This is a genomic window from Polyangiaceae bacterium, assembly GCA_015075635.1.
Lineage (GTDB): Bacteria > Myxococcota_A > Polyangia > Polyangiales > Polyangiaceae > JADJKB01.
In genome coordinates, this window is record JABTUA010000002.1 from 3,107,155 (window position 1) to 3,123,468 (window position 16,314).

Sequence of the window (16,314 nt, forward strand, 5' to 3'; positions counted from 1 at the left end):
GCGCTTGTTGACTTCGTCCTCGGCTCGCTCTCCGATCCGAGCATGCGTGCGTCGCTGGCGCTGGCCTGCCTGATGGTGATGTCCAGCTGCGGTCGCAGCGAGCCCGCGCGGTCCGCCGCCCTCGAGCCGGACCCGGCGAACGTCGTGCCGGAGTCGGACGAGACGGCGGAGTCACGGGGCCCGGTCGCGCACCGGGCGTCGCCCGGGATCGAGGTCGAGGGAGAGGTCGGCGGGCTGAATCAGGAGGCCGTGGACAAGGCCGTCAGCTCGGCCGAGCGTGACGTCGACCGCTGCTGGGAGCAGGGCGTCGCTCGAAACGAGCTCGTCGCCGGCACGATCCAGCTCGTGCTCGGCATCGGCCGTGACGGTCGGGCGAGCTACGGCTTCGTCCAGCAGAGCACCCTCGGCGAGGGCACGATGCAGCGCTGCATGCTGGGGGCGCTGTCGGCGCGCGCCTTCCCCAAGCCCGTCGGGGGCAAGGTCGGCGTGGTGCGCACCAGCTTCTCGTTCGACCTCGCGAAGGACACCCGCGCCCCCACCAACTGGGCGAGCACGCAGGCCAGCTCGGTGCTCGCCAGCGCAGCCGACGAGATCACTGCCTGCAAGCGCGGGACCAGCGGCAGCTTCACGGCGACCGTGTACGTGAAGCAGGTCGAGCTCCCGCCACCAGAAGCGGATGCGGGCGACGCAGGCGAAGACGTGGCAGACGCAGGACCGACCTTCGCCGGCGCCGCGATCAGCGTCGGCATCGCAGCGCCCGACGAACGGGCCTCCGCCGCCGTCGAGTGCCTGGAGCGCGTGCTCTCCGGGGCGGTGTATCCGCCGCCCGGAAGCTGGCCGGCGAAGCTCACGTTCACGCTCTGAGGCACCAGCCGCTCACAGGCTCGCCACGATGCGCTCGGACTCGTCCCACAAGCGCCGCGCCAGCGCCGCGTCTCTGGAGAGCGCGCTCGACCGCGCGACGTTGCAGTCCGCGAAGTACTCACCCGACACTCCGGCGAGCGCCGGGTGGGTGGCGACGTAGCACTGCGTGGCGGCGCCCTCGGCCACGCTCTTGAGCGCGAGGGGCGCGGCTGCGCTCCACACCGCCCGCATCACCAGGTTCATGTGACGGGTCAGGTCACTCCGAACAACGACATGGCTTCGCGGTGGCTCAGTCGGGCGAGCCCACGATCTGCACCAGCGCGCAGAGCCAGGCGGCGTGCCCGGCCATGAGCTCGAGCGTCGTCAGCTCCTTCTCGCTCTCCGGCGCGAAATATCCCGTGCCCAGGTTCGCCAGGGCCACGTCGCGCTCCAGAAAGGGATCCACGCCGGTGCCACCGCGGATGGGCAGCACGCGCGTCTCGACTCCCACCGCCTCACCCGCGCGCTTCGCCCACTCGGCGAGCTCTGGCCGCTCGGCGAGCTTGGGCCCCATGTTGATGTATTGCACCTCGATCTCCACCGGAGACCCAGCGGCCTCTCGCCGCAGGTGCTCGCACCGCTTCGCCAGGCCCGTGTCCTCGAAGTCCCGGAGCCGTACGTCGAGCCTGAGACCGCGCTCGTCGGAGAGCGCGCGATAGGGTTGGGAGTAGCCTTCCCAGCCCGCGGAGTCCTCGGCGGCGAGCGGGAAGCCCGGGCTCGAGGCGAGGAAGCGCGCGACGAAGTCGAGGAGATCGTGGACGGCGGCGTCGGGGGCAGGGCGCAGCGCGGCCGGCTCGAGCCGATAGCTCGCGCCGCGGGGCACGTGTGGCACCACGATCTCGTCGAGCGCGGAGGCGAGCGCGATACGGGCGCCTTCGTCGCGCACGTAAACGGTCAACTCCGCGTCGCAGTCGCGCAGCGAATCCGAGCGGAAGGACGCGAGCACGATCGACTCCGGCACCAGACGAAGTGCGCGGAGCCGCCCGAGCAACTCGGCGCCCAAGCGCGTCGCCGGCCGGTGTCCCTCCGCCTTCGCCGTGGCGCCGTGGGTGTTCACGCCGCCCAAGGACAGCGTGTACGCGGGCCAGTCCGGCGCGTCACCGGGCCGGCAGGGGAACCAAACCGCGCCTCGGGAGCCGTTGAAGTTGGCGACGTTGATCTCGTACGGCTCGATACCGTCGATGGTGTAGCCGCTCCGGACCCCACGTTCGGCCAGGAGCGCGGCGAGCCCCTTCACGGCCTGCATGCGCGCGATCTCCTCGTCCGGGCGACCGATGACGATCAGGGGCGGGTGCGGGATCGCCGGGTTTTCGCGGAGCAGCCAGGCGAGCGTCATCACGTGCGCCATGCCGAGCTTGTCGTCGAGGCCGAACGGCGCGTCGCCTGGCCCGTGCAAGAGGGCCTGACCGACGAAGCTCGAGAGCGACGGGTAGTTCTCGACGTTGACCTCCAGCTTCTCGTTGGCCGAGTAGCGAATGGTCCGTCCGTCCCAGGTCGGCGCGAGCTCGAGCCGCTCGATGGCGCTCGTGCCGCGCGCGGTGTCGAGGTGGAACAAGAGCGCGAGCGGAGCGGCGGAGCTGCCGACCCCGCGGCCCGCGAAGGTCGCGATCAGGTTGGCGTGCGCGTCGCGCTCCACCGAGGCGCCGAGCTCGGCGAAGAAGCCGGCGAGGTGCTCGGACAGCCTCGCCTGACCCGGCGTGCTCGGGATCGTCGTCGAGCCTTCGTCACTCGCGGAATCGAGGGCGACGACCTGCTCGAGATGACGTCGGGCGCGCGCGGCGATCTCGTCGGACGACTGCTGCGGTTTGACGGGCATCGGGGCTCCTCTCGACCGGTCGTACCAGATCTGGAGCCGTGCTGGCACCCTCGAGGCTGACCGCGCGCGGACACCTGTCCGCCACGAGTGTCCGAAAACGGACGCTCTGACGACCAGCTCCCCGTGGTTTCGGGAGTGGCGCGCCTGGCGCGGCGCGTGCATCGGCGCTCGCAACATGAATGTCTACAGCTCGGTCGTCTTCCTCCACATCGCCTCCGCAACCGTTTTGATCGGCAGCTCGTTGTCGTCGCAGTTCGTGCGCGACGCCCTGCGTCGGGCTCGCACGGTCCGCGAAGTAGCCGGTTGGCTCGACTTCGAGCGTCGCTCGACGCGAGCCAACCCCATCGCGGCCATGACCCTGTTGGCGACCGGCCTCTACCTCGGCTCGGCGGGCTGGTGGACCAGTGGCTGGTTCGTCGTGTCGGTCGTGCTGTTCGTGTTCAGCGCGGCCTGGGCGGTGCGCGTCGTAGTGACCGAGCTCGGGCTCATCGGGCGCGCAGCAGCCGAGGCCAGCGACGGCCCCGTGCCCGCCGCGCTGAACGAGCTGCGCTGGTCCGAGCGCCTGGATCTGGCGGCGGACGCCCTGCTCGGCGCGGACGCCGCGGCGCTCTTCTTGATGGTCGCCAAGCCCGGACCGGCCGGCGCCATCGGCGTCGCGGCGCTGGGTCTGAGTGCAGCGTTCGCAGCGCGCCTGGTGCGCAAGCGCACCCGCGCGATGGCCAGCGGAGCCATGACGTCGAGCGACGCCTGACGCGACCGCTCAGCGCGGAGCGATCAGCTCGCGGACGTTGGTGCCGTCCACGATGATGTTCTGTGGGTCCTTGGTGTAGAGCTCCGTGTAGCCGCAACGCGGACAGACGCCGGCTTCGAGCTCGCCGGCCCGCTCCGACCTGGTCAGCGCCAGCCCGAGCAGGCTGCCGGCCGACCTCACGTAGTGCGCGATCTTCATCGGCACGGAGGCTTCGCTATTCAGGTGCTCGCCGTAGCGGTCGGCGACCGTCGCGATGTGGAGGATGCGATCGCTCTGGCACTTGGGGCAACGGTGCGTCGTCTTCACGAGGGGCCTCTATCCGAACAGCTTCCCGACCGCGCCCTTGATGGCGTCCGCAGCGCTGTCCACGTTCTCTCCGGTCAGAGCCGCCAGCGCGGGTCCGCGGATTGGCTCCGGGAGCTTCTCGCCGATGAAGTCTCGGACGACCTCGGCGACCTTGGTGGCCTGCGCCTCGCTCAAGTCCGCCTTGTTCACCAACTGCTGAATCAGCTGTTTCATGCTGGAGCCTCGCTTTCGACCTCGGCTAACCCCGCCCCACCCGGAGTGCAAGGCGTGCACGGTGCCGAGTCTTCATCCACGCTCACACGCTCGGACACGCAAACGGCGGCGCGCTGCATGACCTGTCCCTCGTCGGCGCGCGCACGTCCTGCGTCGGTCCGCAGCAGCTGCGCTCGTCCCTTCGTACACATCGCCCAGACCACGCCCGGTGCGTGGGTGGCATGGCGCATGCACGGACTTCGCTCGTGCAAACCCGAACCTTGGTGGACACCTTCGTCCGCCTCGCGACGACCTGCACGCTCGCGAGCCTACTCTTGGCTTGTGAGGCTGCGCCGGCGGTGCAGGTGCTCGGCGACTCGACTCGACTCGCGCGCGGGGAGCGCTCGCCCGCCACTTCACCGATCTTCGCCGGAGGCAAGGTGAGCTTGTTCGGCGCGCGCGGAGAGACCCTGGGTTTGTCGGTCCGGATCAGCGACGGGCAGCACCGGGAGGCGCGCCTCTCGCTGCCCGAGGCGGCGGCGAAAGTGACGGCCTTCCGCGTCTCCTCCCTGCAGGTTAGCGAGCCGTCCACGGGCATGTACGGGCCGAGCCGCGGGCCGGGCGTCTATCCGGACGTGCTCACGCCCGTCGCCGGCGGCGTCGACGGCGCCGACCTCGCGTTCTTCGACGTCGCCATCGCCGAAAACGCCACGCCCGGTCGCTACTCCGGAGAGCTCGCCGTGGGGCAGCGTCGGCTCCCGGTCGTGCTCAGGGTGATGCGGGCCCAAATCGACCCCGAACGGGAGCCGCTGGTGTGGGCGTTCTACCTGCCTCGCGAGATCGCGCGCGTGCACGAGCTACCCGAAGACGACGGGCCCGAGCTGATCGCCAAGGAGCGCAGCTACCATGATCTCTTCCGTGCGCACGCTGTGTTGCTCGCCTCGGATCTGCCTCCCAGGCGCTTCGCGCCTCGACGTGGATTCATGCACGACTTGCGCTATTGGCCCGTCGCGCTCGACACCTCCACGGACGAATCCATCGCGCGCGACGTCGGCCAATGGCTGGAGCTCTTCCGCGGCACGGACGTGACGCCGTTCGCGATCCCGGTGGACGAGCCTCGAACGACCGCGGACAAGCTCCGGGCGAAGCACGTCGCGGCGGTGATGGGCAGGGCCGGCGCGGGTCGTCCGCGGCTGTTGCGCGGCGTCACGGACGTGGCCTCGCCGATCTACGGCGACGCCATCGACGTCTTCATCTCGCCGAAGAACTTCCCGGCGGTGCGCGCCGCCCGTGCCCACACGGGCGAGCGTTTCTGGACCTACAACGGCCGCCCGCCGGAGGCCGGGAGCATGATCCTGGACACCGACGGCCTGGCTCTCCGCACCTGGGGTTGGATCGCGTTCCGCTACGACATCGAGCTCTGGTACGCCTGGGAGGCCCTCTACTTCTCCGACCGCTACAACGGCGGCGGGCCGACTGCGGTGACTCGCGAGCCGGTCACCTTCGACGAACGCCGGCGCGGTGGAGCGGACTTCGGCAACGGCGACGGCGTGCTGGCCTATCCCGGACCGTTGCCCTCTCTGCGCCTGAAGGCGCTCAGGCGTGGCCTCTTGGACCGCTTGCTCTTGCGCGAGCTCGCGACTTGCGGCGGCGAGGCGCTCGCGCGCCAGATAGCCGAGCGCATCGTGCCGCGGGCGCTGGGCGAGGCGGGCGCTCGAGCGAGCTGGCCGAACCGCGAAGCGAGCTTCGAACAGGCCCGCCGCCAGGTCCTCGACGGAATCGAGAAGCACTGCCCGCCTTGACTAGCCGCTGCGGGCGCGACCAGCGCCCCGAGAGTGGCGCCATGAAGTTGACCACCGGGAGGGATTCCAGCTACTGGCCCGCGGTGTTTTCACGCGCCGAGGCTGTTCCGCCCATCGAGCTCAGCGAGCTCGCACGTACGATCTTGGCGCGCCTTCACCCCATGGAGGTGCCCGATCTCGAGAAGGTCGTCGTCCGCGTCGTGTCCGAACCGACGACCGCGCGGGGACTGGTGGTGACCGTGACCGGTCCCAGCGCCGACAACCCGGTCCATCGCGCCTTCCGAGCGCTGCGCGCGATCGGCATCCAGATCGCGCACGCCCGGGTTCGGCGGGACCTCGGTGCCACGGTGCAGGTCCTGCAACTGACAGAAGCTAACGAGGGGACGCCCGCTTCGCACCGGGTGCCCGAGGTGCTCGCGGTGCTGCGGGATGCGTGCCGGCTCCCGAGCCTGGCTCCGGCTCAGGCGTAGTTGCCAGCGGGCTCGGCGCCTGGGTCGGTGAAGCCGGCCCGTTCACCGCGCAGGTGCCGTCTCCGATCGCCTCTGCGACGCCTTTGGCCGACAGGTCCGCCGCTAGCTGCTCGACGCGCCATGTCCCGGCGGCACCGCACGAGGCCTCGTGACGCCGCTCGGCGCGAGCCCCAACAACCCGCGCCGCTACCTGGTGGACGCGCCATGTCCCGGCGGCGGAAGCCCGAGCGGGGCTGTCAGCCGATGAGCGAAGCCGCCGCGACGAGCGCCACCACGGTCCCGGTGCCCACGAGGAGCGCCACGATCAGGAGGAGCACTCCTCGCCGGACCCTCCGAGCGGTCGCGCCGCGATGCGCCACCACCTCGGGGTGGGCTGCCAACGACCCAGCAGCGAGATGGGCACTCGCTCCTGCGGCCGCGATCGCCGTCGGGAGTCGCGACACCAGGTCCACCGTGAGCGCGAACAGGGCGTTCAACTTCTCCACATCGGCCGCGACATCGCTGGAGAGACCGACCTCGAGTGGACCACCATCGCAGCTCGCGAAGCTCATGCCTGCGTCGAGGAGCGCCCGCTGGAGCGCTGGCTCCAGCCACTGGCGGAGCACCGAGCCAGGAGCACCGGCGACCTGGAACCGCTGACGGAACGCTTCGTCCCAGTCCAGGATCTCGGGCACTCTGGGCGGCGCGCCGCCGAGGTGGACCGTGCGCGCTGCGCGCGAGGTCACCCAAAGGACGATGCCGTAGGTCGGCGCGTCGACCGAGAGCGTGATGGTCAGATTTTCGGCGCCCGTCGCATGAATATCGGGGCGCCCGTAGGACAGTCGAGCTGGGTAGCCGCGATACGACCCGTGCAGCACGCTCATCGCACCCGACCTCGACGACCGATGCGGCGGCGCCAGAACCGAGGCTGCGACGTCGTGAATCTTTCGTTCCAGTGTCACGACGCCCTCGCAACGGCCTGGGCCCCGACGCCGTGACGACGCGCGGACGATCCCGTCGAACCCCGAGGTGGCCGTCTCCGTGCTCCGGGTCTCATCGGCTTCGGCATGGCGCGACCGGCCTTCACTTGCAGTACTGCACTGGCGGCGGCGCCTTGCCCGCGACTGGGCCCAGCTTCACCGCCATGGCCTCGAAGCCCAGACCGATTGAGATGCCGTTGCAGATCTTGCTCGGGTCGCCGTTGCTGCCGTCGTTCATGATGTCGCTCGCGGCCCGGATCTGCTGCGCGATGGACTCGAAGGTCGCACCCTCGCACAGGGTTTGGTCGAAGGAGCCGGCGACCTGCTTGAGCATGGCCACGTACTCCTCGGTGTCGATGACGCCCGAGATCACGCCGTAGGTCGCCTTGGCATTCGGACCGGTGCCGATCACCAGGGCCGTCACCCTCGGGTGATGGATGCGGAAGCCGAGGCCGAAGTCCTGTCCATCCAGCACCAGGTCGAGCGCGCCGCTCGCGGCCGGCGCGCCGACCCACACGCCGTTCACGACGTAGCTCTGGGGGAAGGTCACGAGCGGTTGGGCGATGTTGCCGCCCACGACCGACTCGTAGGTCACCGGCCAGACGTCGCCGCCCTGCCACGCGGGCGCGAGTCCGAGCTTGGCGCCGCTGAACATGGCGGCCGTGACGCCGTTCTGGCTCGGCTGGGGTCCCAGGTTCGGCAGGTGCAGGAGCCAGGTCCCACCGCCGCCGTTGATGGAGTCGGTCACGGACTGGCTCGGGTTGGCCATCAGCGAGGCGATGATCTTGACCAGGTTCGAGCCGAACGAGTTGTCGATGCCGTTCTCTCCGTCGATCTGCACGCTCGACTTGGTCGCGCCCTCTTGGTACTTGCAGTGGTTGGCCGACATCTTGTCCGACACCAACCCGTCGACGTTGAACCCGAGCTTGCGCCAGGCGTTCGGGTCAGGGTTGCCCCCGAGGTCAGTGTCGCCGAGGAAGAGGCGCTGAACCGCGAGGGTCGTGGGCGTGGTCGAGGACGCCGGCGGAGCGTTCGGATCCGGCGGCGGTGGCTGGCCCACGGACGAGCCTCCGCTCGCGCCGCCGGTCGCGCCCACGCCGCCGGTCGCGCCCACGCCGCCGGTCGCGCCCACGCCGCCGGTCGCGCCCACGCCGCCGGTCGCGCCCACGCCGCCGGTTGCCCCGCTGCCCCCGGTTCCTCCGCCGGAGGTCGAGCCCCCGCAGCCGACGAGCCCCAGCAAGGCCAACGTGAAGAGAGTCCCGAGCCGCATCCATCGCCTCCCTCGCAGAGTGTTCCCTGGCGCCGCGCGGGTCGCAACTCCGCAACCGTGCCAACCAGTCTCGATCGGTTCTCCGCGAGTCGAGCTGGGTCGCCACCACCGGCGGGGAAGTGGTGACCCGGGGACGGGGCGGTGGAGAGGTACTGGGCCGCACAGGAGCAAGTGCCATCGAGCCTCTACGGGGGCAGGAGCCCGAGGGCGGTGATCGACGCGGAGTCTGTCAAAGAGCAGGTCGGCGCGAAGGCCTCGGCACGGGTCACGCAGGCGCCGGCGGGAGCCGGCGGTCACTCGAGTTTCGAGGGGTCTCTGCGGTGGCCTTGACTGTGCAGAGCCAGATGTCGCGCATCAGGTCGCGCCAGGGCCGCCTACGCTGTTCGTCGCTGCGCAAAGTCACCCCGCGCCAGAGCGCGAGCAGCGTGTATGCGATGCGCCGCAGCACCATCACGACGACCGTGGCTCGCGGGTTCTGTTCGATCCACGGATGATGGTCCTCGGCGAAGGCGCCATCGAGAAGCTGATGGGCAGTCTCGACGCCCCAGTGGCGCCGTACGACGAGCAGCCACTCGGCATCGGTGAGACGAGAGCGTGGCAAGCTGGAGACGAAGTAGCGGTTGTCGTTCGCGACCCGGACGCCATTGGAGTCGAGGGTCTCGACCTCGACGCGGAGCACGGTCCTGAGATGCTCCCAACCTTCCGGCGCGGCAAGGGCTTCACCGAGGTAGATGCGCCGCACGACGGAGCGACTGTGGTCGAGATCCGTGCTGGTGGCGGCGGCCTGGTCAGGCTCCAGGCCACCCATCCAGCGCACGGCCTCGGTGTGGAGGGAGGGTTGGGTGCTCTTGACGGCAAACAGGTAGTGAAGTCCGAGGTCGCGCACCGCCCGAGCGCCAGCGACGCCCGCGTGGGTTGCGCGGGTCGCGGACCTCGTCGAGGCGCGCGTCGCCGAAGCGTTTGACGAGCATGCCGATGACTCTGCGTTGAGTGCGACCTGTTCGAGGCACAGATGAGCTCCTTTCCTTCGTCCGCATGCGTGCCCACGGCGCTGCCGCTGACAATGACCACCAAGGGCAATCCGTGCACACCCCATTCGACGTGGGGTGTGCCCGAACCGTCTCACGGTGTGAGAATGGCGAGCGTCGCGCGAAGCATCGGCTCGAGCAGCGGCTCCACCTCGCAGAGGCGCGCTTGCTCGACGGCTCGCCGCGCGTCCGCTCGCTTGAACCCCATCCGAACCAGCGCTCCGAGCACCTTTTCGGACACGCCGCCCTCGGGCGCGGGCGTCGGCGCTGGTGGCGCCGGTGGCGTGCTCTGTCTTCGCCTCGCTCGCGCCTCCGAGATCTCGTTCTGGATGTGGTCCTCACCGAAGACCTGGCGCGCTCGGTGGGCGTTGTGAGGTCTGCAAAGCAAGCAGCAGTTGTCCACCGTCGTGGGCCCGCCCTTCGCGAACGGGTCGATGTGCTCGATGGTCAAGAAGCGCGTCGCCGAACACCGCCGCCCTTCGGCGTCGGTGAAGGTGCACTGGTCGCCGTCCCGCTCCCTGACCGCTCGCTGGACTTCCACCGGAACGTGCCGCGAGCCCGGCTTCGTCTCGCGGCGCTTGCGGGGCTTGCCCGCGCCGGCGCGGCGCTTCGTCTCCCGCTCGATGAGCAGGTCCAGCGCGCGCTCGAGGATCGTCGCGAGGTCGCCGCTGGGCACCGTGTGGCTGAGCAGCGCCCGGGCCTGCTCGAGCTTGTCGCGGAACGCAGCGTGGGCGCTGAATTCCACGCGAACGCTCTCCGGCGAGAGCGGCTCGACGCGAGGGCGAGGCGCCTGGGCCGGCGGGGCCGGGGTACCTGCCCCGGACCATGTGGACAACTGCCCTTGTACCGGCTCGGGCGTGACCGGGGTGATGGTCGGCGGCACGGCCGGCCGCGGGAACCAGCGGGCGAGCAGCTCCTCGAGCTGTCGCTTGGACTTCCCTCGCGCCTCGGCGAGGAGCTGCTCGGCGTTGTCGTCCGTCAGGTGGCCGGAGAGCAGGAACAGCCCCGTCAGGTGGAGCTCGCCGCTGGCGAGGTCATCGAGCACCTGGGGGAACTGCTGGGCCAGGCGGGCCACACGCACACGCTTGGTCGCGCTGTCCTCGGAATAGCCGAGGCGCTCGGTGCAGTAGGCGAAGAGGGAGGAACACGCATCGAAATAGACAGTCCGGCCGAGCCGGAGGAACTCGCTTCCGGTCTGCCGCAGTCGCGGAATCGCTGTCGGTGGTGTGGCGTGGAACGGGAACAACACAGCCTGCGGCGGTCGAGCTCTGCCAGGTGGAAGATGACGTTGGCGCACGCCGACCGCTCCGAGCTCACGGCGGCCGAAAGTCGCTCGCGGAGCTCGTGGTCGGAGACCGAAGAGAGAGCGTTCATGCTTTCTGGCATATCACGCGATTTTTCGAGCTCGCTGCTGACACGCTGAGCGCGTTTCGGGCATCTGAACGCGTCGCGCGTCGTCGCGCGCACGAACGCGCACGAGCGCGTCACCACGCGCGAGCGAGAGGCCCTCACCCGCGTGGTCGTCGAACGCGAACGCGCGTCGCTCGAGAATGCGTCAAGAGAAATCGACGTCTCGATGCTCTTTCCTTCAGGTCACCGTACGCTGAAACGCTGCTGGCACGCCCGCAAACAAACGGGCGTGCACGGGATGCCCTCGGTGGTCTTTGTCAGCGGCAGCGCCGTGGGTCCGGAAGCTGCGCGTCGAGCTCGAGTCCGATGGCGCTCCCTCCAGGCAGCTGCACGCAGTGCCGCACTCGCGGTCATCGAGCTCTGCGTCGTGCGCTCGACCGCTGCGCCGACGCCGCCAGCGCTTCACCAACGCCCGGCGCCGCCCGAGAGCCACGCCCCGACCTCCAGCGCCGGCCCGTCCTGTCGAGTGCGAATTTGCGCCTGCTCGCGCGCCGTACCCGTACCGAGCGGGACTGCCGTGCCAACCCGCAGTTGGCGGCGGCGCCTGCCGACACGGTGTTTCGCCCTGGTTTCGCGCTCCCGTGAGCTGGAACGCCGATTGCAAACGTGCTCGCCATGCTTCGGCTGAGAGACGTTCCCTTCGGCCTCGCGCTCGGCGTCGCCGCTCTGCTCGTCGTCGTCGCCGGCTCCGCAGGTGGCTGTGGGAGCGAGGCGCCGGCACCCGCGCCGAGCCTCTCGCCGGCCCCGAAGTCCTGCGGCGACGGGGTCTGCAGCCACGACGACGGCGAGCTCTGCGAAAATTGCCCGGGCGACTGCGGCGCCTGCCCGGTGTGCGGCAACGGCAGCTGCGAGAAAGCGACGGGGCTCGAGTCGTGCGAGTCGTGCGCCGAGGACTGCGGGGTCTGCTCGCTGTGCGGAGACGGCACCTGCGTGGCCGAATCGGGCGAGAGCTGCACCACGTGCACGGAGGATTGCGGCCTCTGCCCGGGCTGCGGGGACGGGAGCTGCTCCAGCACCGAGACGTGCAGCTCCTGCGCCGAGGACTGCGGTGCTTGCAGCGGCTGCGGCGACGGCACCTGTTCACCAACAGCCAGCGAAACGTGCGCGAGCTGCGAGGACGACTGCGGCGCGTGCGACGCCTGTGGGGACGGCGTGTGCAGCGGCGACGAGAGCTGCACGTCGTGCGCGAAGGACTGCGGCGCGTGTGAACGCAAGGGCTGCGTGCAGGGCGACTTCCAGCCCTACTACGGCAGCTTGCACGCCCACACCCACGTCTCCGACGGGCAGGGCTCTCCGCTCGAGGCGTTCGAGCACGCGAGCAAGAAGGCGAAGCCGCCGCTCGACTTCCTCTGGCTCTCCGATCACCACAACGGCATCACCCCCGCCGAGTGGAAGGGCTGCCAGGCCGCGGCCGACAAGTACAACGTGCCGGGCACCTTCGTGGGGGGGTGCGGCTACGAGAAGACGGTGTTCGGCGCCAACGACCAGGGTATCGGACACCTCAACACGCTCTTCCCCGACAAGCTCTACAAGCTCCCCCACGGCATCCCGGGCATCTACCAGGCGCTCGCCGAGTGCGGCCCGTGTCTGGGGCAGTTCAACCACCCGCCCTGGCCAGGGACCTTCCTGGACTACAAGTTCTTCCCCGTCGCGGAGGACAAGGTGCGCCTGATCGAGTTCAACGGTCACGGCTCCTACGACGACAAGCTGAAGGCTTATTTCACCGCCCTCGACCGCGGCTGGATGGTCTCGCCCTCGTGGAACGAGGACAACCACCACGGCGGCTGGGGAGACTCGCCGAGAGCCACGCTGATCTGGGCGCCGAAGCTGACGCGTTCCAGCGTGCGCTCCGCGGTCTTTGCGCACCGCACGCTCGCGACCGACGACGAATCGTCACGCATGAAGATGATGGCCGACGGCGCGTGCTGGATGGGCTCGGTCTTGCACGGCCTCGGCAAGAGCAAGATCAGCGTCCAGCTCAGCGACAAACAGGCCGGCGACGGCTTCGCCAAGGTGCGGCTGTATGGCCCCCACGGGGCGCTCGTCGACACTGCCGACTGCAACGGGAAGAACCCCTGCCAGGTGAGCTTCCCCCTCAACGTCACCAAGCGCACCTACGTGGTCGCGGTCGCGCGCCAGGAGGACGGCGACGTGATCATCTCGGGGCCCATCTGGTACGAGCCCTGAGCTCCGCGCCGCCTGCGATGCGCCATCCGGGCTCGTTCGGTCCGCCATGACGTCGCCCTTCAGAGCTCATCCAGCGCGGGATAGAGCGTGGAGGGCGCCAGGGCGTGCTTCACGATCTTCATGCTCCCGAGCTCGACCAAGAACGTGTTCTCCACCGGTGAGAAGTCCTTGAGGATGCGCTGGCCCGCACCCGGGGCATCGACGGCGGTCGTGAACGGGATCTCTCGATCGACGATCCAAGCGTCGAGCTCCACTTGTCCCGCGGGCTCGCCGGGGTCTGCGCCTTCGGCGAGAAGATCGACGAAGATAGCCTTGTCGGCGTAGGTCACGTAGTCGAGGGCCATGTCCCGGGCCGCTGCCTTGCAGGCACTTCAGGTGAAGCCCGAGACGTGAATCAGCGCGTGGGCCTTGTCGGTGCTCTGGCGAACCGAGTCGAAGTCGAGCGCTCCGAACGCGGCTTCGGTCGCGAGCCCCGTCGTGTCGTTTCGCAAGTATCCCCGGAGCTCGAGCTCGGGGAGGGCCCGCAGGCCACCGCGCTCGCCTGCCGCGTCGCTCTTCCCTTCGCCACAGCCGAGGACGCTGAGCAGGACGGCGAGGAGCGCGAGTCGGCGGCCCATCGTCCGAGCTTACACGTGGCCTCGGGGCGCTCGCGCAAATGGCTGAAATCCTGCCAGACTCGCGATAGTTCCGTAACGGAATGATCGTGGTAGGCTGAGCCGATGGCCGGGACCAGAGTGAGGGAGTTGCTCCTACCGACTGCGTTGACCGTCACGACGTTCGCCATCGTGGCGGCGTGCGGCGGGGACGACGAGACGCAAAAGAGCTCAGCGGCCGTCGTCGCATGCGCCGAGCTGCCGTCCGACGGTTGCGAGAAGTGCGAGGACGACCAGGGCAAGGTCACGTGTGGGCCCAAGAAGGACTGCTACGCCACCAGCAGCGGCGGCTGCACGCCGGGCAACAATAGTTGATAGCTGACGGCGGTCCGGTCTGGACCGCGAGAAACCGCGACGATGTCCGATACCGCCCGCCTGCGGCGCGCGCGAGTAGTGCGCATTTACGACGCGCTCGACACGACGGTCCTCCTCGGGCCTGACGGCCGCGCGCACCAGCTGCACGCCGAGACGGCCCAGCTGGCGCAGGTGCTGCTGCGCTTTCTCTTGGAGCCCAGGTCTCGCCGGGAGGTCGTGGAGCATGTGGAAGCCCTCACCGGTGCGACGCTTGGGGAGGACAGCGTCGTCGAGCAGCTGCTGCGCCTGCTCTTGGACTGCGGTGCGGTCGAGTCGATCGAGCCGAAGGGCGGCGCACCCGCAGCGGCGCCGCTGCGATGCCACGACCGCGTCGTCTTGTGCCTGGCGGGCGGCGTGGCCGCGATGCACGCGCCGGCGCTGATCGCTCGGCTCCTGGAGCGTGGCTTCGAAGTGCGCGTGGCGGCGACGAAGAACGCGCTTCGGTTCATCAGCACCTATTCCATCGAGCGCCTCGTACACCATCCGGTGGCCGCGGACATGTACGAAGGCGAGACGCCAGTGCCGCACATCGACCTCGCGACCTGGGCCGACGCGGTCTTGGTCTGGCCGGCGACGGGAACCACGTTGTCCCGCCTCGCCACGGGTGACTTCGACTCGCTCGTCTCCGCAATCACGCTCGCGACCTCCGCGCCGGTCGTCGTTGCGCCGTCGATGAACGCGGGTATGTACGCGCGCCCCGCGGTGCAGCGCAACATCGAGCAGCTGGCGAAGGACGGCATGCACGTCATTCACCCTTCGTTCGGCACCGAGGTCGCCGACCCGCCGCTCGACCGCCCGGAGAAGCTCGGTCCAGCGCCACCGGTCGGGGTGGTGGTGCAGATGCTGGAGACCGCCCTCGCGCTCCACCGCGCAGGGAAGAAGCGTGCCCCGAGGAGCGGCTCGGAGTGGGACGACGTGTACACGTCCGAGCGCCCGGAACGACTTCCCTGGTACACCGACGCGATCGATGAAGACTTGCTCGCTGCGTTCGAGCGACTCGCGCCGAGACAGTGCTTCGTGCTGGACATCGGCACCGGCCTCGGGCCGATGGCCGCGGCGGCGGCGGAGCGCGGGCACCACGTCGTGGCGATCGACGTGTCGCGTCGCGCGCTCGAGGAGGCGCGAAGACGCGCTCCCGAGCTGCCGGTCCTCTGGCTCGAAGACGACATCACGAACAGCCACCTCCGCCGCCAGTTCGACCTGGCCGTGGACCGTGGCTGCCTGCACCTGCTCGCCCCCGACGCCGCCGCCCGCTACGCGCGCAACGTCGCCGCCCTGCTGGCGCCGGGCGGATCTTTGCTGCTCAAGACCCACGCGAGCGAAGAAGGCGACCGTCACGGCACCACACCCCACACCCGCCAAACGCTGGAGCAGCTCTTCGGAGGCTCGTTCGAGATCGTCGAAGAGCACGCGAGCAGCTTCCCCGGTCCCGGGCAAACGCCTGCGGCCCGCCTCTTCGTCCTCCGCCGCAAGTCGTCGGACTCTGCGCGCTAGAGCCTCGACCAGAGCCGCACCCCGCCGAGCATGGCCGCGTTGCCCGGAGCGAGCTTCACGTCCGGCGGGACCTCTTTCAGCCTCTTCGTCTGCCCGCCCCCGAGCACGACGTAGTCGGCTTGTAGCGCTTCGCGGAGGAGCGCCACCACACGGAAGACGTGGCGAGCCCACTTCTTCTTGCCGAGGCGCTCGAGGCCGCGGGCGCCGACGTAGTCCTCGTAGCTCTTCCCCTTGCGGTAAGGCAGGTGAGCGATCTCGAGGGCGTCGAAATCGGTGTCGCTGACCAAGGTCGAGCCGAGCCCCGTCCCCAAGCCCAGGAACAGCATGCGCCCGCCCTCGTGCGCGCCGATGGCCTGCAGGGCCGCGTCGTTGACGATGCGCACCGGGCGCTCGAACGCGCGCTCGTAGTCCATCGCCACCCAGCCGTCCGCCAGGTTCGCGGGCTCCTTCGCCGGCTGTCCCTGCTTGACCGAGCCGGGAAAGCCGATGCTCACCACGGAGTACTCCCAGTCCCGGGTCGCTTGCTTCACGTCGGCGACCATCTTCGCTGCCGTCATCTCGGGCCCCGAAGGCACCTTGATCGGCTGGTCGTGATGGCCAAGCGCGACCTTCACGTTGGTGCCGCCGACGTCGATGACGAGGATGGACTTCGGGTCGCGGACGTCTTCGGTTCTCTTCATGACGGGCGCCTCGCAGGGTAGCGATCCCCCCGGGTGAGC

The 16,314-nt window shown here is 69.7% G+C and carries 18 protein-coding genes; 7 read left to right on the top strand and 11 right to left on the bottom strand.

Going from position 1 to position 16,314, the window contains the following annotated elements:
- Nucleotides 1-42: 42 nt before the first annotated feature.
- Nucleotides 43-864 (top strand): AgmX/PglI C-terminal domain-containing protein, encoded by an 822-nt coding sequence (locus HS104_30000; GenBank protein ID MBE7484189.1) that lies wholly within the window; start codon nucleotides 43-45, stop codon nucleotides 862-864.
- Nucleotides 865-876: 12 nt separating this feature from the next.
- Here HS104_30000 and HS104_30005 read toward each other — a convergent pair whose 3' ends face one another.
- A complete protein-coding gene (locus HS104_30005; protein MBE7484190.1) occupies nucleotides 877-1,107 on the bottom strand; it encodes a hypothetical protein in 231 nt (76 codons plus the stop codon).
- Nucleotides 1,108-1,153: 46 nt separating this feature from the next.
- Nucleotides 1,154-2,719, bottom strand: coding sequence for a hypothetical protein (locus HS104_30010; protein ID MBE7484191.1), 1,566 nt, complete (start codon nucleotides 2,717-2,719; stop codon nucleotides 1,154-1,156).
- 175 nt (nucleotides 2,720-2,894) lie between these two features.
- Between HS104_30010 and HS104_30015 the strand changes: the two genes are divergently transcribed.
- Nucleotides 2,895-3,470: a DUF2269 family protein gene (locus tag HS104_30015; protein ID MBE7484192.1), complete on the top strand. Its 576-nt coding sequence runs from the start codon at nucleotides 2,895-2,897 to the stop codon at nucleotides 3,468-3,470.
- Nucleotides 3,471-3,479: 9 nt separating this feature from the next.
- On the opposite strand, the gene HS104_30020 is transcribed toward HS104_30015, so the two are convergent.
- Both HS104_30020 and HS104_30025 read right to left on the bottom strand, forming a co-directional pair.
- Entirely contained in the window at nucleotides 3,480-3,776 is a 297-nt protein-coding gene (locus HS104_30020; protein MBE7484193.1) for a hypothetical protein, read from the bottom strand.
- 9 nt (nucleotides 3,777-3,785) lie between these two features.
- Nucleotides 3,786-3,989, bottom strand: coding sequence for a hypothetical protein (locus HS104_30025; protein ID MBE7484194.1), 204 nt, complete (start codon nucleotides 3,987-3,989; stop codon nucleotides 3,786-3,788).
- A gap of 245 nt (nucleotides 3,990-4,234) precedes the next feature.
- On the opposite strand from HS104_30025, the gene HS104_30030 reads away from it, so the two are divergent.
- Both HS104_30030 and HS104_30035 read left to right on the top strand, forming a co-directional pair.
- Nucleotides 4,235-5,770 (top strand): DUF4091 domain-containing protein, encoded by a 1,536-nt coding sequence (locus HS104_30030; protein MBE7484195.1) that lies wholly within the window; start codon nucleotides 4,235-4,237, stop codon nucleotides 5,768-5,770.
- A 41-nt stretch (nucleotides 5,771-5,811) separates the two neighbouring features.
- Nucleotides 5,812-6,240: a hypothetical protein gene (locus HS104_30035; GenBank protein MBE7484196.1), complete on the top strand. Its 429-nt coding sequence runs from the start codon at nucleotides 5,812-5,814 to the stop codon at nucleotides 6,238-6,240.
- Between the two features lie 236 nt (nucleotides 6,241-6,476).
- Here HS104_30035 and HS104_30040 read toward each other — a convergent pair whose 3' ends face one another.
- The 4 genes from HS104_30040 to HS104_30055 all read right to left on the bottom strand — a co-directional run bounded on the left by HS104_30040 (nucleotide 6,477) and on the right by HS104_30055 (nucleotide 10,743).
- A complete protein-coding gene (locus HS104_30040) occupies nucleotides 6,477-7,103 on the bottom strand; it encodes a hypothetical protein (protein MBE7484197.1) in 627 nt (208 codons plus the stop codon).
- Between the two features lie 199 nt (nucleotides 7,104-7,302).
- Nucleotides 7,303-8,469: a hypothetical protein gene (locus HS104_30045; protein MBE7484198.1), complete on the bottom strand. Its 1,167-nt coding sequence runs from the start codon at nucleotides 8,467-8,469 to the stop codon at nucleotides 7,303-7,305.
- Between the two features lie 265 nt (nucleotides 8,470-8,734).
- Nucleotides 8,735-9,355 carry a hypothetical protein gene (locus HS104_30050; protein MBE7484199.1) on the bottom strand — a complete coding sequence of 207 codons (621 nt, stop codon included), beginning with the start codon at nucleotides 9,353-9,355 and terminating at the stop codon, nucleotides 8,735-8,737.
- A 236-nt stretch (nucleotides 9,356-9,591) separates the two neighbouring features.
- Complete coding sequence (locus tag HS104_30055) at nucleotides 9,592-10,743, bottom strand: HNH endonuclease (GenBank protein ID MBE7484200.1); 1,152 nt, start codon at nucleotides 10,741-10,743, stop codon at nucleotides 9,592-9,594.
- Between the two features lie 779 nt (nucleotides 10,744-11,522).
- On the opposite strand from HS104_30055, the gene HS104_30060 reads away from it, so the two are divergent.
- A complete protein-coding gene (locus tag HS104_30060; GenBank protein ID MBE7484201.1) occupies nucleotides 11,523-13,094 on the top strand; it encodes a hypothetical protein in 1,572 nt (523 codons plus the stop codon).
- Between the two features lie 59 nt (nucleotides 13,095-13,153).
- Here the strand turns inward: HS104_30060 and HS104_30065 are convergent, their stop codons facing one another.
- Together HS104_30065 and HS104_30070 are read right to left on the bottom strand one after the other, a co-directional pair.
- Entirely contained in the window at nucleotides 13,154-13,438 is a 285-nt protein-coding gene (locus HS104_30065; GenBank protein MBE7484202.1) for a hypothetical protein, read from the bottom strand.
- A 27-nt stretch (nucleotides 13,439-13,465) separates the two neighbouring features.
- Nucleotides 13,466-13,711, bottom strand: coding sequence for a hypothetical protein (locus HS104_30070; GenBank protein ID MBE7484203.1), 246 nt, complete (start codon nucleotides 13,709-13,711; stop codon nucleotides 13,466-13,468).
- Nucleotides 13,712-13,813: 102 nt separating this feature from the next.
- Here HS104_30070 and HS104_30075 point away from each other — a divergent pair, with 102 nt between their 5' ends.
- Both HS104_30075 and HS104_30080 read left to right on the top strand, forming a co-directional pair.
- On the top strand, nucleotides 13,814-14,062 hold the full coding sequence (locus tag HS104_30075; protein ID MBE7484204.1) for a hypothetical protein: 249 nt from the start codon (nucleotides 13,814-13,816) through the stop codon (nucleotides 14,060-14,062).
- Nucleotides 14,063-14,104: 42 nt separating this feature from the next.
- On the top strand, nucleotides 14,105-15,595 hold the full coding sequence (locus HS104_30080; GenBank protein ID MBE7484205.1) for a methyltransferase domain-containing protein: 1,491 nt from the start codon (nucleotides 14,105-14,107) through the stop codon (nucleotides 15,593-15,595).
- Here HS104_30080 and HS104_30085 read toward each other — a convergent pair.
- A complete protein-coding gene (locus HS104_30085; GenBank protein MBE7484206.1) occupies nucleotides 15,592-16,275 on the bottom strand; it encodes an ROK family protein in 684 nt (227 codons plus the stop codon). The genes HS104_30080 and HS104_30085 overlap by 4 nt on opposite strands.
- Nucleotides 16,276-16,314 lie beyond the last annotated feature (39 nt).